This window comes from Paraburkholderia sp. ZP32-5 (assembly GCF_021390495.1).
Lineage (GTDB): Bacteria > Pseudomonadota > Gammaproteobacteria > Burkholderiales > Burkholderiaceae > Paraburkholderia.
In genome coordinates this window covers 400,164-425,662 of sequence record NZ_JAJEJP010000003.1, presented here as the reverse complement: position 1 = coordinate 425,662, position 25,499 = coordinate 400,164, and the positions used below count along the sequence as shown (strand labels likewise).

Annotated in this window: 23 protein-coding genes; 13 read left to right on the top strand and 10 right to left on the bottom strand. The window is 64.6% G+C overall.

The window, feature by feature from the left end:
• Positions 1-107 precede the first annotated feature (107 nt).
• The 3 genes from L0U82_RS34450 (at position 108) to L0U82_RS34440 (ending at position 3,744) form a co-directional block, all read left to right on the top strand.
• Positions 108-1,481 (top strand): aminotransferase, encoded by a 1,374-nt coding sequence (locus L0U82_RS34450; protein ID WP_233838112.1) that lies wholly within the window; start codon positions 108-110, stop codon positions 1,479-1,481.
• Between the two features lie 20 nt (positions 1,482-1,501).
• Entirely contained in the window at positions 1,502-2,944 is a 1,443-nt protein-coding gene (locus L0U82_RS34445) for an NAD-dependent succinate-semialdehyde dehydrogenase (protein WP_233839306.1), read from the top strand.
• 155 nt (positions 2,945-3,099) lie between these two features.
• Positions 3,100-3,744 carry a TetR/AcrR family transcriptional regulator gene (locus tag L0U82_RS34440; protein ID WP_233838111.1) on the top strand — a complete coding sequence of 215 codons (645 nt, stop codon included), beginning with the start codon at positions 3,100-3,102 and terminating at the stop codon, positions 3,742-3,744.
• A gap of 6 nt (positions 3,745-3,750) precedes the next feature.
• Here L0U82_RS34440 and L0U82_RS34435 read toward each other — a convergent pair whose 3' ends face one another.
• The 5 genes from L0U82_RS34435 to L0U82_RS34415 all read right to left on the bottom strand — a co-directional run bounded on the left by L0U82_RS34435 (position 3,751) and on the right by L0U82_RS34415 (position 9,129).
• Positions 3,751-5,067 (bottom strand): NAD(P)/FAD-dependent oxidoreductase, encoded by a 1,317-nt coding sequence (locus L0U82_RS34435; RefSeq protein WP_233838110.1) that lies wholly within the window; start codon positions 5,065-5,067, stop codon positions 3,751-3,753.
• Between the two features lie 61 nt (positions 5,068-5,128).
• A complete protein-coding gene (locus L0U82_RS34430) occupies positions 5,129-6,814 on the bottom strand; it encodes a gamma-glutamyltransferase family protein (protein WP_233838109.1) in 1,686 nt (561 codons plus the stop codon).
• Between the two features lie 31 nt (positions 6,815-6,845).
• A complete protein-coding gene (locus tag L0U82_RS34425) occupies positions 6,846-7,682 on the bottom strand; it encodes an ABC transporter ATP-binding protein (protein WP_233838108.1) in 837 nt (278 codons plus the stop codon).
• Positions 7,679-8,422 (bottom strand): ABC transporter permease, encoded by a 744-nt coding sequence (locus L0U82_RS34420; RefSeq protein ID WP_233838107.1) that lies wholly within the window; start codon positions 8,420-8,422, stop codon positions 7,679-7,681. Before L0U82_RS34420 ends, L0U82_RS34425 begins: the two co-directional genes overlap by 4 nt.
• Positions 8,419-9,129, bottom strand: a complete 711-nt coding sequence (locus tag L0U82_RS34415; RefSeq protein ID WP_233838106.1) for an ABC transporter permease — start codon at positions 9,127-9,129, stop codon at positions 8,419-8,421. The genes L0U82_RS34420 and L0U82_RS34415 overlap by 4 nt, the downstream gene beginning before the upstream one ends.
• A gap of 390 nt (positions 9,130-9,519) precedes the next feature.
• Between L0U82_RS34415 and L0U82_RS34410 the strand changes: the two genes are divergently transcribed.
• Complete coding sequence (locus L0U82_RS34410) at positions 9,520-10,854, top strand: MFS transporter (protein ID WP_233838105.1); 1,335 nt, start codon at positions 9,520-9,522, stop codon at positions 10,852-10,854.
• 509 nt (positions 10,855-11,363) lie between these two features.
• Here L0U82_RS34410 and L0U82_RS34405 read toward each other — a convergent pair.
• The gene (locus L0U82_RS34405) at positions 11,364-12,407 is read right to left on the bottom strand and encodes a LysR family transcriptional regulator (RefSeq protein ID WP_233838104.1); all 1,044 of its coding nucleotides are present in this window, start codon (positions 12,405-12,407) and stop codon (positions 11,364-11,366) included.
• Positions 12,408-12,536: 129 nt separating this feature from the next.
• Between L0U82_RS34405 and L0U82_RS34400 the strand changes: the two genes are divergently transcribed.
• Together L0U82_RS34400 and L0U82_RS34395 are read left to right on the top strand one after the other, a co-directional pair.
• Positions 12,537-13,712 (top strand): alkene reductase, encoded by a 1,176-nt coding sequence (locus tag L0U82_RS34400; RefSeq protein ID WP_233838103.1) that lies wholly within the window; start codon positions 12,537-12,539, stop codon positions 13,710-13,712.
• A gap of 365 nt (positions 13,713-14,077) precedes the next feature.
• Entirely contained in the window at positions 14,078-14,866 is a 789-nt protein-coding gene (locus L0U82_RS34395; RefSeq protein WP_233838102.1) for an alpha/beta fold hydrolase, read from the top strand.
• Between the two features lie 177 nt (positions 14,867-15,043).
• Here the strand turns inward: L0U82_RS34395 and L0U82_RS34390 are convergent, their stop codons facing one another.
• Positions 15,044-15,841, bottom strand: a complete 798-nt coding sequence (locus tag L0U82_RS34390; protein WP_233838101.1) for a GntR family transcriptional regulator — start codon at positions 15,839-15,841, stop codon at positions 15,044-15,046.
• A gap of 212 nt (positions 15,842-16,053) precedes the next feature.
• On the opposite strand from L0U82_RS34390, the gene L0U82_RS34385 reads away from it, so the two are divergent.
• The 7 genes from L0U82_RS34385 to L0U82_RS34355 all read left to right on the top strand — a co-directional run bounded on the left by L0U82_RS34385 (position 16,054) and on the right by L0U82_RS34355 (position 22,637).
• Positions 16,054-17,463 carry a 3-isopropylmalate dehydratase large subunit gene (locus L0U82_RS34385; RefSeq protein WP_326489787.1) on the top strand — a complete coding sequence of 470 codons (1,410 nt, stop codon included), beginning with the start codon at positions 16,054-16,056 and terminating at the stop codon, positions 17,461-17,463.
• A 143-nt stretch (positions 17,464-17,606) separates the two neighbouring features.
• On the top strand, positions 17,607-18,215 hold the full coding sequence (gene leuD, locus L0U82_RS34380) for a 3-isopropylmalate dehydratase small subunit (protein ID WP_233838099.1): 609 nt from the start codon (positions 17,607-17,609) through the stop codon (positions 18,213-18,215).
• 35 nt (positions 18,216-18,250) lie between these two features.
• Positions 18,251-19,264: an ABC transporter substrate-binding protein gene (locus tag L0U82_RS34375; protein WP_233838098.1), complete on the top strand. Its 1,014-nt coding sequence runs from the start codon at positions 18,251-18,253 to the stop codon at positions 19,262-19,264.
• 11 nt (positions 19,265-19,275) lie between these two features.
• Entirely contained in the window at positions 19,276-20,124 is an 849-nt protein-coding gene (locus L0U82_RS34370; protein WP_233838097.1) for an ABC transporter ATP-binding protein, read from the top strand.
• Positions 20,121-20,936, top strand: a complete 816-nt coding sequence (locus L0U82_RS34365; protein ID WP_233838096.1) for an ABC transporter permease — start codon at positions 20,121-20,123, stop codon at positions 20,934-20,936. Before L0U82_RS34370 ends, L0U82_RS34365 begins: the two co-directional genes overlap by 4 nt.
• Complete coding sequence (locus tag L0U82_RS34360; protein ID WP_233838095.1) at positions 20,929-21,708, top strand: ABC transporter permease; 780 nt, start codon at positions 20,929-20,931, stop codon at positions 21,706-21,708. The genes L0U82_RS34365 and L0U82_RS34360 overlap by 8 nt, the downstream gene beginning before the upstream one ends.
• A 56-nt stretch (positions 21,709-21,764) precedes the next feature.
• Positions 21,765-22,637, top strand: a complete 873-nt coding sequence (locus tag L0U82_RS34355; RefSeq protein ID WP_233838094.1) for an isocitrate lyase/PEP mutase family protein — start codon at positions 21,765-21,767, stop codon at positions 22,635-22,637.
• Positions 22,638-22,724: 87 nt separating this feature from the next.
• Here the strand turns inward: L0U82_RS34355 and L0U82_RS34350 are convergent, their stop codons facing one another.
• From L0U82_RS34350 to L0U82_RS34340, 3 genes are all read right to left on the bottom strand, one after another.
• Complete coding sequence (locus tag L0U82_RS34350; protein WP_233838093.1) at positions 22,725-23,972, bottom strand: porin; 1,248 nt, start codon at positions 23,970-23,972, stop codon at positions 22,725-22,727.
• A gap of 79 nt (positions 23,973-24,051) precedes the next feature.
• Positions 24,052-24,948, bottom strand: coding sequence for an amidohydrolase family protein (locus tag L0U82_RS34345; protein WP_233838092.1), 897 nt, complete (start codon positions 24,946-24,948; stop codon positions 24,052-24,054).
• Positions 24,945-25,391: a carboxymuconolactone decarboxylase family protein gene (locus L0U82_RS34340; RefSeq protein ID WP_233838091.1), complete on the bottom strand. Its 447-nt coding sequence runs from the start codon at positions 25,389-25,391 to the stop codon at positions 24,945-24,947. Before L0U82_RS34340 ends, L0U82_RS34345 begins: the two co-directional genes overlap by 4 nt.
• Between the last annotated feature and the right edge of the window lie 108 nt (positions 25,392-25,499).

Genomic DNA, 25,499 nt, shown 5'->3' with positions numbered 1-25,499 from the left:
AACGCAACTCCCGTTTACACATAACTTTTATTCAAATAAACTTTTTGCACTGGTCGGGTGCCAGACGTCCCGCCATTCCGTACCCCTTCGCCGCAGGAGAACCGACGATGAATCTTTCCACGCCCGACCAACTCGCCCGCCTCCGTGAGGCTGATCGCAACTTCCATATGCATCCGCAGGCGAACGCGCAGGCGCAGGAGCGCGACGGGTCTGTCGTCATCACGCATGGCGAGGGCTGCTATTTTTTCGACGACCAAGGCAAGCGCTATCTCGACATGCACGCCGGTCTGTGGTGCACGGCGCTCGGTCTCGGCGACGGCCGGCTGCGCGACGCCGCGGTGCGCCAGTTCGACAAGATCGCGTATGCGGCCGTGTTCGGTCAACGCACCACCGAGCCGGTCGCGGAACTGGCCGAACAGTTGATCGCGATTGCGCCGAAGGGCATGGTGAAGGCGACGTTCCAGGGATCGGGCTCGGAGGCGAATGACACCGCCGTGAAGATTGTCTGGTCGTACTGGCGGGCGCACGGACAACCGGCGCGCCGCAAGGTGATCGCGCGCACGAGGGCCTATCACGGCTCGACGATCGTCGCCGCGAGCCTCACCGATCTCGCCCACATGCACGACAGCTTCGGTCTTCCGCTACCCGGCTTTCTGCACGTGCCGCATCCGGATCCGTATCGCGGCAAACACGACGACGAAACCGACGACGCCTACGTGCAGCGTCTCGCACGCGAACTCGACGAGCGCATCGTCGCCGAAGGGCCGGAGACGGTTGGCGCGTTCATCGCCGAGCCCGTGATGGGCGCGGGCGGCCTCTATGTGCCGCCGAAAGGCTACTTCCCGGCGATCAAACGCGTGCTGGACCGGCACGGCGTCCTGCTGATCGCCGACGAGGTGATCTGCGGGTTCGGGCGCACCGGTAACTGGTGGGGCTCGCAATCGTTCGACATCGAGCCGGACATCATCACGTGCGCGAAGGCGCTGTCCTCCGCGTATCTGCCGATCTCCGGCGTGCTCGTGAACGGCCGCGTCTACGATGCGCTGCGTCAGGAAAGCGACCGGGTCGGGCTGTTCGGACATGGCCACACGTATGGCGGCCATCCGGTGTGCGCGGCGGTCGCGTGCGAGGCGCTGCGCATCTATCAAGCCGAAGGGCTCGTCGAGCAGGCCGCGGAAAAAGGCCGAGCGCTGGAAAAAGGGCTGCGTTCGCTCGAAGGCCATCCGTACGTCGGCGACGTGCGTGGCATCGGCCTGATGTGGGGCGTCGAAATCGTCAAGGACAAGGCAACGAAGACGCCGTTCGATGCATCGCTGAAAGCCGGTCAGAACCTGTCGGCGCGATGCTTCGACAAAGGGCTCAATACGCGTGCGCTCGGCGGGCACACGATGGCGTTCACGCCACCGCTGATCGTTACCGGCGAGCAGCTCGACACGGCCGTGAACATCCTCGGCGAAGCGCTGCGCGAGATGGAACAGTGAACGCGTTCAGGGAGGAAAACGTGTATCCGGACACACAACTGTTCATCGATGGCGCATGGTGCGCGGGCGGCGGAGGGAAGTCGTCGGCGGTTCTGAATCCGGCAACGGAAGAAGCGATCGGCTGTGTCGCGCACGCATCGCGCGACGATCTCGACCGCGCGCTCGCCGCCGCCGATCGCGCGTTCCGCGCATGGCGCCGCACCCCCGTATTCGAGCGCTACAAGCTGATGCGGCGAGCGGCCGCGCTGTTGCGCGAGCGTGCCGCCGAAATCGGCCGCGTGATGACGCTCGAGCAGGGCAAGCCGCTTGCCGAGGCGATCGCCGAAGCCGAACGCGGCGCGGACGCGATCGAATGGTTCGCCGAGGAAGCGCGTCATGCTTTCGGGCGGCTGGTGCCATCGAAAGCACCGGAGATCTACCAGATGGTGACGCCCGAACCTGTCGGGCCGGTCGCCGCGTTCACGCCATGGAATTTTCCGATCAACCAGGCGGTGCGCAAGATTTCGGTCGCACTCGCGGTCGGCTGCACGGTGATCCTCAAGGGCCCGGAAGAAACGCCCGCGAGCTGCGCGGCGCTGGTGCAGGTATTCGCCGATGCCGGCCTGCCCGACGGCGCGCTCAATCTCGTGTTCGGTGTGCCGGCCGACATCTCGTCGTATCTGATTGCGCATCCGGTGATCCGCAAGATCTCGTTCACCGGGTCGACTGCGGTCGGCAAGCATCTGGCGATGCTGGCCGGTCAGCATATGAAGCGCGTGACGATGGAGCTCGGCGGTCACTCGCCGGTGCTGATCTTCGATGACGCCGATCTCGACGCCGCCATCAACGTGCTCGCGCAGAGCAAGTTCCGCAACGCCGGCCAGGTGTGCACGTCGCCCACGCGCTTTCTGGTGCAGAGCGGCATCTACGACGCGTTCGTCGAAGGCTTCGTCGCGCAGGCGCGACGCGTGAAAGTCGGCTCCGGGCTGCAGCCGGACACGCAGATGGGGCCGCTTGCGAACGTACGGCGCAAGGACGCGATGCGCGCGCTGGTCGCCGATGCGGTCGCGAAGAAAGCGCGTGTGCTGACCGGTGGCGACAGCCCCAACGGCGCCGACGCGCCCGGCTATTTCTTCGCGCCGACCGTGCTCGCCGACGTGCCGCTCGACGCATCGATCATGAACGACGAACCGTTCGGCCCGGTCGTGCCGATCCGCCGTTTCGACACGCGCGACGAAGCGCTGAGCGAAGCGAACCGGCTCGCGTACGGACTCGCGGGCTACGTCTATACGCGCTCGGCGGCAAACGCGGCGCGCGTCGCCGCGGATCTGGAAACCGGCATGATCTGCGTCAATCATCACGGCCTGGGTCTGGTCGAACTGCCGTTCGGCGGCATCAAGGATTCCGGCTACGGCTCCGAAGGCGGCATCGAGGCGATGGAGAACTACGTCAATCACAAGATGGTATCGATGCTGAATCTGTAGCGTCCGCTTGCATCGCCTAAAATTCGCGGACTCCATGGAAGGCCGTCTATACGGCCATTTAGCGAAGATCGCTTTCTTGAGCTTAAAACTGTCGTCGGCTACACTGCGAAGTCGCCGGCCATCCTGGCCGGACGGCTTCGATCAAGAAAACGAGCATGGTGACAGTCAAGCGGCAAACCGGTCTGCGGGTCAGGCAGCGGGAAAAGCGCAAGGAAAACATCCTGTACGCGGCGGGTGAGCTGTTCGCGTCGGCGGGCTATGACGCGACGAGTCTCGAACAGATCGGAGCGGCCGCGGACGTGTCCGTGCCGACCATCTACACGTTCTTCGCGTCGAAGGAAGATCTGCTGCTCGGCCTGCTCGAAACCGATCGGCGGCTGCTCGTGCCGCATCTCGAAGACATCCTCGCGTCGCCCCCCGACGATCCGATCGAAGCGGTGCTCGCTGTCTCGCTGACCGTGCTCACCGGCGGCTACGACATCGACAAGAAAAGCGTGTGGCGCGAAATCCTCGCCGCATCGTTTCGCGGCAGTCCCGAACGCCGTCATCAGTACACCAAGCTCCAGGTGCTGCAAACCGACTATCTCGAACGCATCGTCAACCTGATGCGCGATCGCGGCAGTTTGATCCGCGGTATCAACGCGCGGCGCACCGCGCGCGTGGTACATGCGATCGGCCGCTACTGCTTCCGCGAATTCCTGATGGAAGACGATCTGAAGCGCGACGATCTGCGCACGCTGGTCGAAGCGGATGTGCGCGAATATCTCGCGCATGCGGTCACCGGCGCGGCCAAAGCCTGAGCGCCGTCACGCACCGCGCTTGATGCCCGCAATCCATCCGAGCGCGCGTCCATACGTGATGCGCGCGGCCGCGCCGATCGGCCAGCACGCGTGAAACGGAATCGGTTTGATCGGTAGCACCGGAACGTCAAGTTCGTGTGCCGGCGCGCCGCCGATGCGCCGCGCGATCTCGCCACCCATTGCCGTCGCCATTGCAACGCCACGGCCGTTGTAGCCAAGCGCGGCGATCAAACCCGGTGCCGGCTCGTGAAAATGCGGATAGTGATCCAGCGTGACCGCGATCTGGCCATTCCACCCGTGGGTCCACGTGACATCACCGAGAAACGGCCATAGCCGCAGCGCGTATCGCGTGAGCATCGTCAGCGCATCGGGACCTTCGATTGGCCGCAACTGGCTGCGTCCGCCGATCAACAGTCGCCCCGCTTCATCGATCCGGTAATACACGGTGATCGATTCGTGTTCGTACAGCACGTAGCGGCCAGGCAGAATGCGGTTGGCGATCGACGGTGGCAGCGGCGCGGTCGCGGCAATACCGCTGAATACCGGCACGATGCTGCGGCGCAGGCCGGGCCATAGATCATCGGTGTAACCATTGGTCGCGAGTACGACCCACTGTGCTGTGATCGTCGCGCGCGGCGTGCGCACCGACCAGCCGTCGTTCGATCGCGTCAGCGACAGCGCCGGCGTGTCGCCACATACGCGTGCGCCTGCGCGCTGCGCGACTTCGGCAAGGCCGCGCGCGTAGCCGAGCGGATTGACCGAGCCGCCGCGCCGGTCGAGCGCGGCAAACACATAGCGATGACAGCCGCTTTCATGCGCGATCGCGTCGCGCTCCAGCGCTTCGACGGGCGCGCCGCGCGCCTGCCACGCCGCGGTCGCCTCACGCAACACGGTCGCGGACTCGTTCGAAAATGCCGCGCGGATCGTGCCGGTGCGCTGCGCGTTGCAATCGATGCGGTGTCGATCGATCAAGCCGAATACCTTCGACGGCGCGTCGCCCGACAAGCGCACCATGCGCGCGCCGAGGTCCGCGCCGAAATCCCGTTCGATCTGCGCCGGTTCGAACTTCAGCCCCGGATTGACCTGCCCGCCGTTGCGCCCCGACGCGCCCCAGCCGGGCTCGTTCGCATCGACGACGATCGCCGCGATGCCCTGCTGTGCGAGATGCAACGCGGCCGACAGCCCAGTGAAGCCCGCACCGATCACCACAACCTGGGTCTGCGCGTTCGCGTCTAACGCAGGCGCATCGACAGGGGCACGTGCGGTTTCGGCGTAGAGACTGCGCGGCAGACGGGACGGCGCGACGCGGGTTTCGGCAAGCATGAAAGGCTCTCTCCTCTATGACGTTCGATCGTCGGGCGATCACATCGCAGGCAACGTAAGCTCAGCGCGCGATCGCATACGCTGGCTGGCGCGGATCGGCGCCCGCGCGCAGGAAACCGCCGCCGGGCTCCGCGAGGATCGCCTCGACGCTCGCAGTCTTGCGCGTGTAGTCGGGATAGACCTCGACCGTATGGCCGCGCTTTTCCAACTCGGCAATCACGTCGGTGGGGATGCGCCCTTCGATGCCGAGCAGCCCCGGGTAGTGCTCGTACGGCGCAAACGACGACGGGAAACTCCACGACCGCACGCGCGGCGCATCGATAGCTTCCTGCACATCCATCCCGAAGTGAAAGATGTTGAGGAACACCTGCGCCATCGACTGCACCTGCGAGTCGCCGCCAGGCGCGCCGAACGGCATCACGGCGCCGTCCTTGCGCACGACGATCGCCGGGTTCGGCGTGAGACGCGGCCGCTTGCCCGGCGCAAGTCCCGACGGATGACGCGGGTCGGGACGCGATTGCGTGCCGCGTCCGGACGGCACGATGCCGAGCCCGGGAATGACCGGCGAGCGCCACGACGCATCGGACGGCGTCGCGGAAAACGCATTGCCCCAACGATCGACCGCGCACAGATACGACGTATCGGGATCGCGCTCCGGAGAGCCCTTGCCGATCCGGTAGCGCTCGGCATCGCGCCCGATCGGCGGCGGCATGTCGGGCATTGCGCGCGCGCGATCGATCAGCGCAGCGCAATCGGCGAGGTGGGCATCGCTAAACAGATGATCGAGCGGCACGTCGAGAAAACTCGGATCGCCATAGAAATACTCGCGATCCGAAAACACGCATTTGATGACTTCAGCGTACAGATGCAGATAGTCGGCGCTGTTGTGCTTCAGCCCTTCGAGGCCGCATTTTTCGAGCAGCAGCAGTGTCTGGATCAGCGTCGGTCCCTGACACCATGGACCGCACGTGATCAGTTCGACCTCGCGCCACGGCGCGCGCACCGCCGGTTCGTAACGGCTGCGGAAGGTCGCGAGATCATCGCGGGTCAGATAGCCGCCATGCGTTTCGTGATACGCGACGATCTTCTGCGCGATATCGCCGACATAGAATGCCGCGCGCGCCGCTTCGAGACCCGCGACGCGACCGCGCCTGGCCGCCGCGCGCTCCTCGTCGGCCATGTACTGGATTGTCGCGGCGAGATCGCGCTGCACGAAACGTTCGCCGACTTTCGGCACACGACCGTTCGGCAAAAAGATCGCCTTGTTCGAGTCCCAGCGCGAATAATCCGCTTCGTGCTTGCGGATCTCGGCTTCGAGAAACGGAAACACCGAAAAGCCGTCGCGAGCGAACTCGATCGCCGCGCTCGCGACATCAGCGAAGGACATCGTGCCGAAATCACGTAACGCGGTGATCCACGCGTCGGGCGCGGCCGGTACGACAGTGCGCAGGATGCCATCGGGCATCTCGCCGCCGTGTTCGCGCATGAAAATGTCCGGTGGAATTGACGCGGGCCAATGGCCGAGTCCCGCGATCGTCACGACCTTGCCCACACCGGTACGGATCATGATCGGCGCGACGCCGGCAAAGTTGACTTCGTCCGGATGCAATACGCCGAGCGCGATGCCCGCGCAACAGCCCGCGTCGATCGCGTTGCCACCTGCTTCGAGGATCGAAAAACCGGCTGCGGCGGCCAGATAGTGGCCGGCCGAAACCGCATGACGATTGCCGTACAGCGTGGGTCTCACGGGCTTACCTCTTCGGATCGGATGAAAAATGTCATTCGCCGGCGCGCTTGATGAAACGCCGGAAGCGCTCGCTCTGCGGCGACGCGAACATCGCCTGAGAATCGCCTTCGGCTTCGATCAGCCCGTCGTACAGAAACACGGTGCGCGTCGACACATCGCGCGCAAACGCCATCTCGTGCGTGACGACCAGCATCGTGCGGCCTTCCTCGGCGAGCTTGCGCATCACTTGCAACACCTCGCCGACCAGTTCGGGATCGAGCGCGGAAGTCGGCTCGTCGAACAGCAGCACGTCGGGGCGCGTCGCGAGCGCACGCGCAATCGCGACACGCTGCTGCTGGCCGCCCGACAGATTGGCCGGGTATTGGTGGCGCTTGTCGGCGAGACCGACCTTCTCGAGCAACGCCTCGGCTTCGTCGATGCATTCGCTGCGGGCGCGCTTCTGCACGAACAGCGGCGCTTCGATCACGTTCTGCAGCACCGTGCGATGCGACCACAGATGGAAGTTCTGGAACACCATCGCGACGCGCGTGCGGATACGCGTCAATTGCCGCTGATCGAGTCGGGCCGCGCGCTGTTTGCCGCCGGAGTTGCGCACGACGACGCGTTCGCCGCATAGATGCAGCTCGCCGCTATCGGGCGTCTCAAGCAGGTTCACACATCGCAACAAGGTTGACTTGCCGGACCCCGACGGACCGAGGATCGCGATCACGTCGCCGGCGTCGGCGCGCAACGACACGCCTTTGAGAACGGCCGAGTCGCCGAACGATTTCCTGACATCGACGACACGGATTTTCTCGCGCGATGCCGGGTTATCTGGCGTGACGACTTGACGCTGCGGGTCGAGAGCTCGGGCGGCGATGGCGTTCATGAGACGGCTCCAGCACTACGCGCGCGCTGCGTCGTGATGCGTGCGATTCGCGCGGCCTGCCGGCGATCGGGCCACAGCCATGCCTCGATGCCATACACGATTCTCGACAGCACGAAATTCAGCGCAAGATAGATGACCCCCGCGCACACGAAGACTTCCACCGATCGATACGTTTCGGAGATCAGCTTCTGCGCGAGGCCGGTGACTTCCATGATCGTGATGATCGACGCGAGCGATGTGCCTTTGACCATCAGGATCAGTTCGTTGCCGTAAGCGGGTAACGCCTGGCGAAACGCGAGCGGCAGGGTCACGCGACGCCATCGCATCGCGCGGCTCATTCCGCAGGCCGCTGCCGCTTCGAGCGCACCAGGAGGCATGGCGCGCAGGCCGCCACGGATGATCTCGCTGCCGTACGCGGCAGTGTTCATCGATAGCGCGAGAATCGCGCACCAGTACGGCTCGCGAAAGAACGGCCAAAGCCCCGCGTCTTGCAGCAGCGGGCGAAACTGGCCGAGCCCGTAGTAGATGAGAAAGATCTGGATCAGCAGTGGTGTGCCGCGAAACACGAATACGTACGCGCGCACCGGCCAACCTAGCGTGCGCGGCGCCGATAGTCGCGCGAGCGTCAACAGTAACGCGCCGGCGAAGCCGATCGACACCGAGACGAAGGTCAGATTGAGCGTCAACGGCACGCCACCAAGCAACGTGCGGAACGTTTCAATCATGAAGGCGGGGCTCATCCGGATTTCCTTGCATGTGGCACGCGCTCGAGCCAGCGGAAAAGCGAACCGGAGACAGTCGTGATCGCGAGATAAAGCAGGATCGCGGCGAAGTAGAACGTGAACGGCTGGCTCGTCGAGCCCGCGCCCACCTGCGAAGCGCGCAGCAGTTCGACGAGGCCCACGACGGAGATCAGCGCAGAGTCCTTGAGCGCCAGTTGCCACACGTTGCCGAGGCCCGGCAGTGCAAGCCGCAGTACATGCGGCCCGGTCACGCGTCGCAACACCAGCCATGCGTTCATGCCGACCGCGCGCGCCGCTTCGACTTCCCCCTTGGGCAGGACCAGCACCGCACCGCGAAACACCTCGGCCTGATACGCCGCCGATACGACGCCGACTGCGACAGCGCCAGCCGTGAACGCCGGCACGCCTATGAAATCCCGATGGCCAAGCCAACGGCCGATTTCAGTGAGCGCCGTGCTGCCGCCGAAATACAGTAGATAGATCACGAGCAGTTCCGGCACGCCGCGAAACACCGTGATGTACGCATCGGCGAGCGTGCGTGGCAGCGCGTGCAGGCGCAGCTTTAAAAACGCGAGCCACGCGCCCAGCAGCGCACCGATCAGCATCGACGCGACGGAGACCAGCACCGTCATCGCCGCGGCTTCGAGCAGCGTTTTCCCCCAGCCGGTCGGTCCGAAACCGACAAGAACGATCCCATCAGGCATGGTTCAGAGCGACATCCTCGAAAGACGACGGTCATGATCGGTGAACCGGCGACATGCCGATTCGCGTTCGTATAGTACGAGTATAAATTTTTTAAGTAAATAAAGTTTGTGGCGTACACGAGTGGAACTGCGGTCGCGATATGGCCCAGCTATTCGTAAGCTACAAGTAAGTCCGGCGAGTCACCGGCAATGAATCCTGGCGACGTAGAGGCGACTTGCGGTCCAGCGGATGACGCTCCCACCTGAGCCAGCGACCCGCCTTCGGTTCTTGTTGACACACATTTTTTACGCGAATAATCTTTTTTTAGTCGATTAAAGTTTGACGTCGGCAGCCGGGCTGGCGACGACAGTCGCGCCTCCCGTCGCGCGGCATCACTGGGAAACGATCCGATGAACGATATCGCTGCTGGTTCCGCGCGCCGCTGGGTCATCGTCGCTGCGCTGTTCGTGCTGTACATCATCAATTTTGCGGACAAGACCGTGATCGGCCTGGCCGCCGAGCCGATCATGCGCGAGATGCACCTCACACATGCCGAGTTCGGGCGAATCGCGTCGAGTTTCTTCCTGCTGTTCGCGGCATCGACCGTGGTGGTCGGGATCATCGCGAATCATGTGAAAACGCGCTGGATCCTCGTCGTGATGGTGATCTTCTGGTCGATATCGCAGTTACCGCTACTGTTCGTGACAGTGCCGGCCACGCTGCTCGTCTCGCGCATACTGCTCGGCGCAGCAGAGGGGCCGGCGTACACGATCTGCGTACATTCGCTCTACAAGTGGTTTCGTCCCAACGAGCGCACGCTGCCGACCGCGATATTCTCCGTGGGCGGCTCGGTCGGGATCGGCATCATCGCGCCGCTTGTCACGTGGGTGATCGTGCATTCCGGTTGGCGCGCCGCATTTATGACGCTCGCGGGCAGCGGCCTCGTGTGGGTCGCGGTCTGGCTCGTGGTCGGCCGCGAAGGGCCGCTCGCCGACAAGCCGGACGCACGTACACGTGCGTCATCGTTGACGCTGACGCGCGCCGACCAGTTCGGCATCTACATGCGCATGCTGTTTTCGCGCACCTGTCTCGGATCGATCCTGCCGGGTTTCGTCGTCTATGTGTCGCTGACGATCGCGACGATCTGGCTGCCAAGCTATCTCGAACGCGTCGACAACTACTCGATGCGCGAGGTCGGCTTCATCATGATTCTGCCGTCGTTCCTCAATATCGTGATTTCGCCGTTGCTCGGCTGGTGGGCGCAGCACATGCAGGCGCGAGGCGTGAGCATGCGTCACGCGGTTGGCACGCTGAACGGCGGCATCGTCGCGATCTCCGGCGTCGCGCTACTGCTGATCCCGGTGCTGACGACGCGCTGGATGGAACTCGTCGCCGTCACCGTCGCATTCTCGATCACGTCTTTTGCCTTCTCCGCGGGCGTCGCGCTCGTCAGCACGATCGTGCCGAGTTACAGGCGCGGCGCATTGCTCGGCATCAGTGGCGCGATGCAGACGATCGCCGGGCTGATCACGCCTATCGCGATGGGCTATGCGATCGACATGTCGTCGTCGGTCGTCGACGGCTATCGGAACGGCATGATGATCGCGGGCGGACTGGTGATCGTCGGCGGTCTGCTCGGCGCTCTGCTGATCGATCCGGCCGGCGACCGCCGCCGCTTCGTCGATGCGGCCGGCACGGAGGATTCAGGCGTGCTGGAACGAAGTGCGATCGAGTCGTCGATATGAATAATTGGTTGGTATGTGCGGATTATTGCTGCTTGGGATATGCGCGGCACTAGCGATAGCAATTGACCGGCGCTGTGTGTGCGCCGGATATCGGGGTGATTTGAAGCGTCAGTTCTTGGGTCCAAATCGGTCGTTCGACGGAAGATTGCGACGGACTCTTCCTGAGCGAGTCCTGCCTGACAGTCAGATCGAGCACTTCGGCCAAAGGAGACGTTGAGCTGTCGACGTTTGGGAGGCAGCTCGACGTCTCCTTTCCGACATCCGTATGTCTGCCACGGTGAATGTCACACGCGTGTTGGGCGAATGCGTACTGTCGTTAAGGGTTATTCGATGCCTGCCCATGCGCACAGGACCGTGCGGCGCTTGCGGGCAGGCGTCGAATAAGCCTTAACGCACGCAGCCGTCCGCGCCTGCGCGACGGGGTCGCTCTGCCGTCCCGGCAAATACGCGGCAGGCACACTAGTGTGCTATCGAGGCGCCACCGAGATGCTGGTCTACACCAGCCAAAATCAACGTAATGCTCGACCCGAAGCGGGCTTCACAAGTCCCGTGGACCCATCCGATGGCTCAGCAGGCATCGACTGGTCGTAGCAGCAGGCATCGGTTGAAACGTCCACGCTGGACCCGCTCGCCGACAACGCATCCCTCACCACCTCCACCGTTAGGCGGCGCAGCCATACCGAACGGCTATCGACCTGGTCGACACGCCGATAAAGCATGGTCACCGGCTCTGCCGGCAGTTCGAACGGCGGTTCCGAAATCGTCAGATCGTATTGCTGCGCCATGCACCGGGCCATGTATTCCGGGATGGTCGCGATCGCTGGAAGTGCCAGCAACGTCGTCGGCAGAGCGGAGAAACGCGGAACCGTCGCTACCACCTGGCGACGCTGGCCGAGCCGCGCAAGCGCTGCATCGACATTGGCTGCACTGGTACTCCCCTCAATCGAGACGCTGACATGCGGCGCGGCAGTGAAATGCTTCAGGCTAAGCGGTGCGGGGTACTTCAGATGACGCCCGTCGTAAATGCAGAGCGATCTTTGTTCGAATAGCGGTGCACGCACATGCCACGACGACGGCTCGTCATGCGCAGAGATGCTGAAATCGTAAGCACCTTCGTCCAGCAAGCGGGCGACATTCTTCCCGTCGAAGGCCACGCTGATCAGCTTTGCATGCGGTGCCTCCTGACGCAGTCGGGCCAGCAGCGGCCCGAAAAATGACGATTCAAGGTTGTCGCATGTGGCGATGCGCAATTCGCCCTGCCAGCTGGCCGGATCGAAGGCGTCCAGCGGCCGGAGGGCCCGCTCGATGTCGGAAAGAGCATCCTCGATCGCAGGCGCGATAGACAGCGCCCTGGGCGTCGGTTGCAACGTGCGACCGACGCGCACGAACAATTCGTCACCCAGCGTCTCGCGGAGCCGCCGAAGTGCAGCGGAAAGACCCGGCTGCCCCACAAACAGTCGCTCGGCCGCACGGCTCACGTTGCGCTCCTGCATCAGCACAGAGAACGTCAACAGCAGATTGAGATCGATTTTTCGCAGCACCGCATCATTCATTGCTGGCAGTAATACCTCGTATGGTTACGATCAATTTCAAATATGGTTTGAGCATATCTAAGATTGGGTCCTGTCGCAACGAACCTCGTTAGATACGGCAACGATTAGCTCTGAAAGGAAACGATCCCGATGACTTCTTTATTCGATCCCCTTGATCGAGGTGGCCTTCACCTCAAGAACCGTGTCGTCATGCCTCCGATGACCCGCACCCGCACGACCGAGGGCGCGCTCCCGACTGATGGCGATCTCCCCAATGCGTTGATGGCCAAGTATTACGGCCAGCGGGCAAGCGCCGGTCTTATCATCACGGAGCCAGGCGACATCGACCAGTCCAGCCATGGCTACGCGCGCACACCGGGCCATCACTCGAAAGCCCAAATGCAAGGCTGGCGCCTCGTGACCGATGAGGTTCACCGTCATGGCGGCACGATTTTCACGCAAATCTGGCATGTCGGCAGGCTCGCCCACTCCTCGATTCTGCCAAATGGCCAGACCCCGGTCGGGGCGACCACGGAACGGGCAGAGACTTCGCAGGTGTTCGCCCACGGTCCAGACGGAAAGCTGCAGTTCATGACCCCCGACACGCCAAGGGCGCTCAGCACGGACGAGGTGGCGGCCATGGCCGGCACTTTCGCCAAAGCTGCCGCCAACGCACGAGCTGCCGGTGCAGACGGTGTCGAGATCCATGGAGCCAACGGCTATATTTTCGAGCAGTTCATGAACTCGGTGCTTAACACACGCACCGACCGCTACGGTGGTGACGTGGAAGGCCGCACGCGTTTCCTGATGGAAGTCGTCGATGCGGTCGTGGCTGAGCTCGGGCCGGGTCGCGTGGGTGTTCGCCTGTCTCCGTTCGGCAGTTACGGCGACATCCCGAAAGATCCACTTGTTGAAGAGACGTTCCTCTATGTCGTCGAGCAACTAGGGCGTCGCGGCGTGGCCTATGTCCATCTGGTCTATGAACTGCTGCCCACTGGAAATATGGAGACGGGGGAAGTCAGGCCTCCGGAATATCTCGACCACGCTCTGCTGACCAAGGCCCGGGCGGTATTCCCTGGCGCGTTCATCTGGTGCGGCGGCTTTACGAACAGGGAGCGTGCTCAGGCCGCGCTCGACACCGGGCTCGTGGACCTGATCGCGTTCGGCAGGACATATATCGCCAACCCGGACCTCGTTGAGCGCCTCCGTCATGGCTGGCCATTGGCGGAACTGGATCGGGCAGGCTTCTATACCCGCAATGGCGAGGTTGGTTACACCGACTACCCCAACTATTCGGACGAGACTGTCGCAGACAGCGCCGCCTGACTGAACAACGGGCTGACGCAAGTCTCACTGGGTCGGCCCTGCAAAATTCACCCGCCGGACCCAGCCAGCCGGCCGACGCCATCGAACGCTTCGAGTGGTTCCTCCCATAGCCGGCATCGCCTTGCAGCTCGCAATGTCGTCGAGCACGCCGACGAAAGTGAGCGCCTTCACGGCATCGAATACGGGTAGAGAGGTCGAGCTGGCTTCGTGCCCGGACATCGGCTCGGGGCGGAAAGAGCAGGTTGAAAAGATCAATGGCCATACGCGCTAAGGGCCCGGCCGGGGTCGGTTATTCGACCGATACCGTCTTGCCGACCGTCTTGCGAAACTGACGCCAGTTTCCAACCATCCCGAGGAGCGCAATCATGAGTCAACTGCTGAAAAAAGTCCTGGCATCCGCCATGGTGGCCGGTAGCCTGTTCGCCGTGGGCGCCACGCAAACCACTCAGGCCGCAACGCCGCAAGATCTCGCGGGCCGCAACATCGTGCTCGTGCACGGGGCGTTCGCCGACGGTTCGAGCTGGAGCAAAGTGATTCCGTTGCTGGAGGCGCACGGCGCGCATGTGGTCGCCGTGCAAAACCCGCTGAGTTCGCTCGCGGACGACGTCGCCGCAACCCAGCGCGTGATCGACGCGCAGACCGGCCCCGTCGTGCTGGTCGGCCATTCATGGGCAGGCGCGGTCATCACACAGGCCGGCAATGACGACAAGGTGAAGTCGCTGGTATATGTCGCTGCGTTTGCTCCGGACAATGGCCAGTCGATCAGCGACGTGCTGAAAGGTCTGCCTGCGCCTGCCTGGACAAATCAATTGCGCAAGGATTCGGCAGGCAATCTGACCTTGACGACCGACGCCGTTATTCATCAGTTCGCGCAGGACCTGCCGCCCGCGCAGGCGCGCATAATCGCAGCGACGCAAGGTCCGTGGGCGTCCACCGCTATCGACGACAAGGTAACCACAGCCGCATGGCACGCGAAGCCATCGGCGTTCGTCATCGCCGATCACGACCACATGATCGATCCGCATCTGCAAGCGAAGATGGCAGCGGAGATCGGCGCGACGGTCACCCACGTGAATGCGAGCCACGTCGAAATGGTGAGCCAGCCGGCGGCGGTCGCCGCGGCAATCATCGCGGCGGCGAAGAAAGTGAACTGAACGCCGCCGCGCCACGCAGCATCGATCGCATCGGCCAGCACTCGCTTGAGCCCGTCCCTGTCGCACTCGCCATCGGTCTCCATGGGACCGATGGCGAGTCCGCGGGGAATTTCCTGCTTCGATCCATGCCTCTCACCACCACACCGCACGGCAGTATGTCCGCCCCTGGCGTGCAACTCACCCGTTATTCCACCCACCATCTCGAGTATTCAACCGCCGCATTCTCGGCTTACCGCCCGCTTCCGCGGCAGGGCTATCCCCCCTGCTGATATCCACGCTGAGCGCCAGACTCGCGCGCGAACCCGCCACGTGTTGCCGCATCAGGCGCTCCGCCAGCTCGCCGTCGCGCGCGCGCATGGCTCGCAGAATCTCGCGGTGCTCGTCGTCGGCGTCCGCGCGCATCGGCGTGACGCCGGTACGCGCGCGGTACAGACGCAGCAGGTAATACATATCGCCGCACAGGTACTGGATCAACTGCGCATTGCGGCTACCCTGCGCGACGCGCGAATGGAAATCCCACTTGTGCGGCTTGCGATGCAGCGGGCTCGTCGCCGGCGGCTCGGCCGACACATGGCGAAACTCCACGCACGCCTCCAGTTCGTCGAGCTCCGCGTCGCTCATATGCAGCGTGGCCAGCCGGCACGCGAGGCCTTCCATCACCTCGCGGATCGCGAAGATTTCGCTGATGTCCCAGTCGGACAACGCCACGACCCGCACGCCGATATGCGGCACGCGCTCGACGAGCCGCCGGCCTTCGAGTCGGCTGATCGCCTCGCGCAGCGGCCCGCGGCTGATGCCCAGCCGCAGCGCGAGTTCGGCCTCGCTGAACTGCGTGCCCGGCGGCAGCTCGCCGTTGAGAATGGCCTGATCGAGCATGTCGCACGCACGATCCGCGAGCGTCTGCGCGGCGAGGCGCTTGACCGTCTTCTGATCGGAATCGTCCGCATCCGGCAGTGAGATGTCAGAAATCTGCATGGTCGTCGTCATCGATTCGTTTAAATTCGACTGTTGACAGTCTAACTTTTGCAAAGCTAATCTTCCAGCACAAATTGAAGGCGCACTCCGCCGGCGGCATTCGTTGCCATCCATCGGACGCGGCGCCTCGGTGCAAGCTCGCGGCAGCAGGCGGTCCTCGCTCGCGGCTGCCGGCGTGACGCGACATGCTGCGTCAGGAGACACAGGAGACAGTGTTGAAAACGCTTTTCGACGTGATCTGGGACGGCCATTTCGTGGCCACGCGCAGCGACGGCCTGTCGCTGATTCATATCGACCGCCACGTGCTGCACGATCTGCACGCGCCGCCCGCCTTCGCGCGGCTCAACAAAAGCGGCTATGCGGTGCGGCGGCCCGACCTCACTGTCGCGGTCACCGATCACACCGTATCGACGCTGCCGGCGCGCAACGCGAACAGCAGCCCGCAAAGCGCCGAATTCATCGCCGCGACGCGTGCCGGCGCGACGCGCCACGGCATCACGCTGCTCGACCTCGATCATCCCGCCCAGGGCATCGTGCACGTCGTCACGCCGGAACTCGGCATCGCGCTGCCCGGCGGTACGCTCGCCTGCCCGGACAGCCATGCGTGCACGGTCGGCGGCCTCGGCACGCTCGCCTTCGCCACCGGCACCACGGAACTGGTGCACGTACTGGCCACGCAGATGCTCGCGCTGCGCCGCCCGCGCCAGATGCGCATCCGTCTCGATGGCGTGCTGCCGCCGCACGTGAGCGCGAAGGATCTGATCCTCTATCTGATCGGCCATTTCGGTTCGAGTCTCGCGCGCGGGCACGCGGTGGAATTCAGCGGCGCGGTCGCGCGCGCGTTGCCGGTCGAAGCGCGCCTCACGCTGTGCAACATGGTGACCGAGCTGGGCGGCCGCACCGGCATCATCGCGCCCGACGACACCGTGTTCTCCTGGCTCGCCGGCCGTCCGTGCACGCCGCAGGGCGCGCAATGGGACGCCGCACTCACGCATTGGCGAACACTCAAGACCGACGACGACGCCCAGTTCGATCACGATCTTTCGGTCGACTGCAGCAAGCTCGAGCCGCAGATCACCTGGGGCGTCGACCCGACCCACGTGCTGCCGGTGTCGGGCCATGTGCCGGACCCCGCCGCGCTCGACGCGAACGCACGCGCACCACTCGAACAGGCGCTCGACTACATGGGCCTCGCGCCCGGCACGCCGCTCGAAGGCGTGCCGATCGATCGCGTGTTCATCGGCTCGTGCACGAACGCGCGTCTGTCGGACCTCGAAGCCGCCGCGCAAATCGTGCGCGGACGCAAGATCGCCGCCGGCATTCAAGCCGCGGTGGTGCCCGGTTCGAGCGGCGTGAAGGCGGAAGCGGAACGACTCGGGCTCGATCGCGTGTTCGTCGAGGCGGGCTTCGAGTGGCGCTCGTCGGGCTGCTCGATGTGCGCGGGGCTCAACGGCGACGAAGGCCGCGCGGGCGAGCGAATCGTCTCGACGACAAACCGCAATTTCGCCGGCCGCCAGGGCGCGGGCGTGCGCACGCACCTCGCGAGTCCCGCGATGGCCGCGGCCGCCGCGCTCGCCGGACATATCACTGACGTGCGCCGCTACAGCGGCCATAGCCACTAGAACCACTAGCGCCACCCAGCCGCGAGGCAAACGCACACCGCCAAACGCGCGCGCGACCAACACGCGCATGCAGCCCGGCGTCGACGCGGTTTCAACATTCACGCACCAGGGCGCGCCAGCGCAGCCCTCGCAGGAGACGGACCATGCAACGTTTCGAACGTGTGACCGGCGCGGCGGTGCCGCTGCTCAGAGAAAACATCGACACCGACCAGGTGCTGCCCTCGGCCTATATGCGCGGACTCAACCCCGACTACGCGGCCGGCCTGTTCGGCACGGCGCGCAAGGATCCGGCCTTCGTGCTGAACCAGCCGGCCTATCGCGCTGCGCGCATCCTCGTGGCCGGCGACAACTTCGGCTGCGGCAGCACGCGCGAACATGCAGTCTGGGCGCTGGAAGCATTCGGTCTGCGCGTCGTCGTGTCGACGAGTCTGCCCGACGTGTTTCGCGATAACTGCCTGAAGAACGGCATCCTGCCGCTCGTGTTGAACGCGGCCGACCACGCCCGTCTCGCCGAGGCGGTGCTCACTACAGCCGGCAACGAACACTTCACCGTCGATCTCGTCGCGCAGCGGATCACAGGTCCCAACGATTTCGCGCTCGGCTTCGACATTCCGCCCGCCCAGCGCAAGGTGCTGCTCGAAGGGCTCGACGAAATCGGCCTGTCGCTGCTCGAAGAAGCCGCGCTCGCGGCCTACGAAGCGCGCGAGCGCGAGCTTCATCCGTGGCAGCAGGCTTTCCATCATCCGGTCTGAGCCGCCCACCTCTTCACGATAAAAAAGGAGACAACATGGCACGTCCTGTTACCCCGGCGCGCGCGTCGCTCGCGGCATGGTTCTCGGCGAGCATCATCGGCTGCGCCGCGCTGCTTGGCTCGACCGTCAGCATGCCCGCGCACGCGGGTCAGGTGGTGGTGTCCCACTACGCCGAACTGATGTACGGCGCGCCGTGGGCCATCGCGCTCGATCAGGGCTACTTCAAGAAGCGCGGCGTCGACGTGACCGCGCTGCTGTCGTCGGACGGCGGCGGCACGACGATTCGCAACATGATGGCCAGCGACATGCCGTACACCGAAACCGCGTTGAGCGCCGCGCTCGCTGCGATTCACGACGGCCTCGATCTGAAGATCGTCGACGGCGCGGTCAACACCGCCGCGGACCTGGTATGGGTCGTGAAGCCGAACTCGCCGCTGAAGAACATCCACGATCTCGCCGGCAAGAAAATCGCCTACACGCGGGCCAGCTCGACCACGCAGATTCTCGGCCTCGCGGCGCTGCAGTCGGCCAAGGTCGATCCGTCGAAGGTCACGATGCTGTCGCTCGGCACGATCGGCGGCGGGCTGACCGCGCTCGACCAGGGCGCCGTCGATGCCGCGCCGGAACTCGAACCGACCTACTCGCGCAACGCCGCGAAGTACCGCGTGCTGTTCGCGGTCTCCGACGTGATGCCGCCGGTCACGCAGCACGTCGGCGTGGTCAGCGAAAAATTCCTCAAGGAACATCCGGATCAGGTCAAGGCGCTGATTCTCGCGCGCCGCGATGGTGTCGACTTCATGAAGGCGCATCCGGATCAGGCGATCGCGATCGTCGCGAAGGCCTACGACATGCCGCCGGGTCCGGTCGCGCTCGCGTTCAAACGGCTGATGGCCGCCAACTACTGGAGCGAAGGCAAGCTCGACTACAGCGCGATGGATCGCGCGGTGGTTGGTCTGCACGTGGCGGGCGTCTATCCCGATGCGAAGGTCGACTGGAGCAAGGTGGTCGACGAATCGGCGCTGCCGGCCGATCTGAGGACCACCAAATGAGCGCGCCGGCCATGACGACATCCATCACGCCGGCCGCTGCTACTTCGGCCACGGCTTCCACCACCGGCAGCCGCGGTCTGCGCATCGACGCGAAAAATCTCGTGCGCCGCTACACCCGCGCGGACGGCACGGTGCTGCAGGCGCTCGGCCCGCTCGACCTGTCGCTCGAACCGGGCGAATTCTTCTCGATCGTCGGACCGTCCGGCTGCGGCAAGTCGACGATGATCGACATTCTGTCGGGCCTGGCTCCCCCCGATGAAGGCAGCGTCAGCGCCGATGGCGTGCCGTATCGCGGCGTGCCCGACGGCGTCGGCCTGGTGTTGCAGGAAGACGCGAGCTTTCCGTGGCTATCGGTGCGCGACAACGTCGCGTTCGGCCTCAAACGGCTCGCGCGCCGCCCCGACGATCTGGCCGAGCGCGTCGATCATGCGATCGACTTCATGGGCCTCGCCGATTTCGCGCACGCCCGCCCGTCGCAACTGTCGGGCGGCATGCGTCAGCGCATGTGCATCGCGCGCACGCTGGTGCTCAGGCCGCGTTTCCTGCTGCTCGACGAGCCGTTCGGCGCACTCGATCAGCAGACCCGTCTGTTGATGGGCGACGAGCTGCTGCGCATCTGGCGCGAGACCGGCGCGACCGTGCTGCTGATCACCCACTCGCTCGACGAAGCCGCGATGCTGTCCGATCGCGTGGGCATCATGTCGGCGCGCCCGGGACGACTGCTCGAAGTGCTGCCGACCGGCTGGCAGCGCGAGCGCGACAGCACCGTCGCCAGCAGCGCCGCGTTCGGTGCACTGACCGCCCACCTGTGGGAGCAACTGCGCGGCGAATCGATGAAGTCGATGCGAGGTAACGTATGAGCCCCTCCGCTCCGGTCGCGGCACGCGCTCCGGCGCGCCGTTGGCTGCGGCCCGCCACTGTCAGATGGGCGCTCGTGATCGGCGTGCTCGCGCTGCTCGAAATCGCCTGCCGCGCCGGCTTCATCGCGCGTATCACGATGGTGCCGCCCAGCACGATGCTCGACGCCGCCTGGCAGGTGCTCGCCGATCCGGCCTTACGCGCGTCGGTACTGACGACGCTCGAAGAGGTGCTGATCGCCGCGGCGCTGTCGATCGTGGTCGGCATTCTGCTCGGCCTGTGCCTGTTCGCGCTGCCCTGGCTCAAGCGCCTCGCCGACCCGGTGCTGTCCGCGTGGTACGCGGTGCCGGTGTTCATCTTTTATCCGGTGATGATCGTGCTTTTCGGCATCGGCGAGCGGCCCATCATCGCGATCTCGTTCGTGTTCGCGCTCGCGTCGATGGTGCTATGCACCGTCACCGCGCTCGAACGCATTCCGCGCGCGCTGCTGAAGACCGCGCGCGTGATGCGGCTCAGTCCCGCGCATCGCTTCATCCATATCTGGCTGCCGGCCGCGCTGCCGCATCTGGTCGTGGGCTTGCGTCTGGTGCTCGCGTATTCGCTGATCGGCACGATTGCGGGCGAGTTCATTCTGTCGAGCATCGGCATCGGCCACGACATCGCGTTCAGCTACGACAACTTCATGACGGCGCGCATGTATGGGCTGATCGTCATCGTGATCGCGGCGTCGGTCGTGCTCAACTATCTGCTGTCGCTTCTGACCGGCTGGCTCGGCGGACCGGGGCGCGTGTTGAAGGGGGTGTCCAGTGGCTGAAGCCTGGCAAATCAAACTGTCCGCCGGTGCGCGGCGCCGCCCGCGCTGGCGTCCGGGCGGCGGCACCGCGGCCGTGCTGTGCGTCGTGCTATGGCAGGCGGCGGCGCTCGCACTCGGACACGACGCGCTGGCGGGCCCGGTGCCCGCGACCCAACGGCTGCTCGCGATTCTGGGCGGCGCGCGTTATCGCCCCGACCTGTTCGCGACGCTCGGCTCGTTCGTGCTCGCGCTGGCGATCTCGTGGTGCGGCGGCCTGCTGCTCGCCGCATGGCTCGGCACGCGACACTTCGCCGGCGAAGTCGCCGAACCGCTGCTGGTGTCGTTCTATGCGATCCCGAAGGTCACGCTGTATCCGATCGTGCTGCTGATCTGCGGGCTCGGCACATGGTCGAAGGTGACCTTCGGCGTGCTGCATGGGATCGTGCCGGTCGTGCTGATCGGCATGGCGGCGATCCGCAACCTGAAGCCCGTGTATGCGCGCACCGCACGCGCGCTGTCGCTGTCGCCGCGCGCGACGTTCGTGCACGTACTGCTGCCGGCGATCGCTCCGCAATTGCTGACCGGCATGCGCATCGGCCTGTCGCTGACGCTGCTCGGCACGCTGATCGGCGAAATGTTCGGCGGCGAGCACGGCATCGGCTACATGCTGGTGCGCGCGATCAACCTCGCGGACAACGACACGATCATGGCGCTCGCGTTGCTGCTGATGGTCTTCGCGATCGTCGCGAACTGGCTGCTCGGCGTCGCGGCGCGGCGCTTCGCCGGCGACTGACGGACCCATCGCAGCGAGCACAAACAAACTCAAGAACACGACAAGGACACTCTCAGATGCATCCTGGAATCCGTTTGCGCGCGCTGCTCGCGCGCCCCGAGATCGTCGTACTGCCCGGCGTGTACGACGCGCTGTCCGCGAGACTCGCGCAATCGCATGGCTTCGAAGCGCTGGTGGCGGGCGGCAATGCCGCAACCGGCGTGCTGCTCGGCGAGCCCGATCTGGGTCAGCTCAGCATGCGCGACTATGTCGATCACTATGCGCGCATCGCCGCGGCGACCACGCTGCCGCTGCTCGTCGATGCCGACACCGGCTTCGGCGGCGTGCACAACGTGCAGCAAATGGTGCGCTTCTTCGAACGCGCGGGCGTGGCAGGTCTTTTCATGGAAGATCAGGCGACCCCGAAGCGTTGCGGTTATCTCGCGGGCAAAGCGGTGATTCCGGTCGGCGAGATGATCGGCAAGATCCATGCGGCGCTCGACGCGCGCCGCGACCCGGCGCTCATCATTTGCGCGCGGACCGACGCGCTCGGCATTCATGGCCGCGATGAAGCGATCGAGCGCGCGCAGCGTTATCGCGAAGCGGGCGCCGACATGACCTTCGTGCAGGGTGCCGACCGGATGGAAGATCTGCGCGCGATTTGCGAGGCGGTGCCCGGCCCGCAGTTGGCGAACGTATCGCAGGCCGCGCAGATCGGCGCGCAGCCGGTGGCGGAAATCGAGCGCGCCGGCGCGGCCGCGCTGATGTATTCGATCACGACGATGCTGGCCGCCGCGCGTGCCGTCGACGGCGTATTGGGCGCATTGCGCCGCGATGGGCACCTTGGCGCGGTCGGATCGCAACTGATGCCGATCCAGCAATACAACGAGATCGTTGGCCTCGCCGCGAAGGAAGAGGCGGAAGCGCGCTACGCGGCGCATTCGTCTTGAGGCTGATGACGGCGACGGCTGAAGTGGAAGTGCGCCGCCATCGGAGCGATCGAACAATAAGCGCAATCGCTCCGTGACGGCTCGCGCTTAGAACTTATGCCGCATCCCCACCCGTAAGATCGCCTGATGATTGTTCGACGACGCGGTCGCCGTGTTCAGGTTGGCGACCGCGCGAGCGCCGGTGGAATCCGTGCCGCTCGCGGTCTGAAAAATACCAGCCACGTACACGTCTGTTCGCTTCGACAGCGCATAGTCGGTCGCCAACGCGAACTGATCGTATCGCGCGCCGCCGAAAGCCTTGCCGTTCGCTCCCGTCACCGAACTGCCCGCGGTATGCGAATAGGCCCCGCCAATTTGCAACGCAGGCGTTACGCGCCAGATCGTATTGACCTCGACCGCATTGAAAATCGCGGTGCCGCGGCCGCCGCCGGCCGGTACGGCATTCGTCCCGATCGCCGACAGGCTGCTGCCGAGATGCTGGAACTGAACGTTCGAATAGATCATGCCAAGGCTCACCGGACCCAATGCATACGAGCCGCCAGCCGACGCCACCTGATACGAATTCGCGCTCATATAGCCGCTATACACCGGTGTCGTTACGCTGGTAGTGGCGGTTCCGATGGTCCCGGCGCTCGTCGCGCTATTGCTGAACACCGACACGTTCGGCTGATTCGCTCTCAGATAAGCCGCCGCCAGATTCAACGGCCCATGCGCATACCCGATGCCCGCCGAGTACACCTGATTGCGCGCGCCCGCGCCTGCCACGCCGCCCAGGCTATACATCGCGCCGAAGGTAAGCCCCGCATAGTTACGGCTCGCATACTTGATCGCGTTATTGATGCGCTGACCGCTGTCGGCATTGTTCATGTCGCCGGGCAGTGCCGAAAAGATCGAGCCCATTTTGCCGGCGAAAATCAGCGGGCCGATATAGTCGACCACGTCGTCATACTGGCGGCCCACGCTAATCGTTCCGTACTCGTCGCTGCTCAAGCCAACGAATGCCTGCCGGCCGAATAGCAGACCGCCTTGCGCAAGCGCGCCGCTATTCAGATTAAAACCGCTTTCCAACGTGAATATCGCTTTGAGCCCGCTGCCCAGATCTTCCGCGCCGCGGATGCCCCAGCGGCTACCGTTGATACCTGACAGCGAATCGAGGTAGTACCGGCGGCCACCGGTGCCCGGACTGCCGGTCGCGGGGTTCGCCGCGGTAATGCGCTGATTGCTTTGCACGACCAGCGCCTCGTCGATAATTCCATACAGCGTGACGCTGCTTTGCGCATGCGCGACGCCGGCAAATACCAGCAGCCCCGCTGCGAGAAAAGGGGACTTGTTCATTTCTTATCTCCACCACTGATCCTCGCGGTTTGGTCTTCGCCACTCCGCGACTGTTATTTTCCAAACGGCTATCAGCCAGTCAGCTATCGAATCCGTACAGGCGCGCCGGGTTATCCACCAGTACCTGGCGCTGCAGTGCCTCGGTCGGCAGCCATAGCGGTATCAGGTCGACCAGGTCGCCGTCGTTCGGCATCGGCACCGGGCAGATCGGATGCGGCCAGTTGCTGCCCCATAGCACCCGGTCAGGACGATGCGCGACCACGCGCTCGATCATCGGCAGCAGGTCCGCATGCGGATAGGCTTCGCCCGACAGCCGGTAGAGGCTCGCGAGCTTGACCCAGCAGCGGCCGGTATCGAGCAGACGCATCATCGTGCTGAACGCGGCCGAGGCCACGCCTTCGGCTGCTGTGATACGCGCCATGTGGTCCAGCACGAAATCGCTTTGCGTACGCTGCAGCAAGGCCTCGACATCCACCAGTTCGCTGGAACGGTTGAAGTGCAGCACCAGATGCCAGCCCAGCGGGCTCGTCTCGCGAGCGAGATCCTGCAGATGCTCGAAGCCCGCGCCGCCGCTTACCACGGTCGACATCCGACAGCCGCGCATCCCACGCCTGTGCATGTCTTCGAGCGTCTTTTGCGGCAGACCCGGCTTGATGACGGCTACGCCACGCATGCGGTTCGGCGAGCGGTCCAGCGCGGCGAGCGTCACCCGGTTGTCGATACCGTGCGCGCCGCCATGTACGACCACCACACGGTCGATACCCAGCGTGTGATGCAGCAGGTCCAGATCGTCCGCCGTGCAGTCTTCCGGCGTGTAGCTGCGTGCGTCACTGAATGGGTAGGCGGCCTGCGGCCCGAATATATGCACGTGGCAATCGCAGGTTCCCCGCGGCAGCCTGAACGCCGGCCGCTTCGTATTGCGATCCGGGCCAGGACACGCGTGATCCGTCGGCCTCGCGGTAGGGTCGACGCTCATTGCGCCGCGCCTTCGGCTTCACGCATCGCGATCGCGGCCAGCATGTCGGCGCCGCGATTGGCGGCCGGCACCCCTCGAAACAGGTAACAAAGATTGATCACGGCCTGCAACTCTTCCCAACTGGCGCCGGCGCGGCGCGCGGCGATTGCGTGCATCTGCGCCGCGTCGTTCAGTTGTCCGAGCATGATGCCGAACACCATCAATTGCGTGGTCTTCTCGTCGAAGCAGGCGGGGGCGAGCGCGTGATCGCGCGCGTCCTCCTGCAGCGACAGCATCGCCGGATCGAGTGCGCCGGTCACAGCCAGGCGAGTCTTGACACGCGGCGGCACGAAGCCCGCCATCTGCTCGTAGGTCTGCGCACGCTGTGCCGCTTTGGGATCGCGCTCGCTCGCGTCGCCGAACGCCTGCTTCAATACCGCGGGATCATGCTTGCTATCAGCCATTTGAGGCTCCTTGAATTAAGTTGATACGCCCGGTGGGTGAAGACGCGAAAACGCGAAAACGCGAGCGCTATCGAGATACCGAACCGGGTGCCGATGATGCAGGCCACT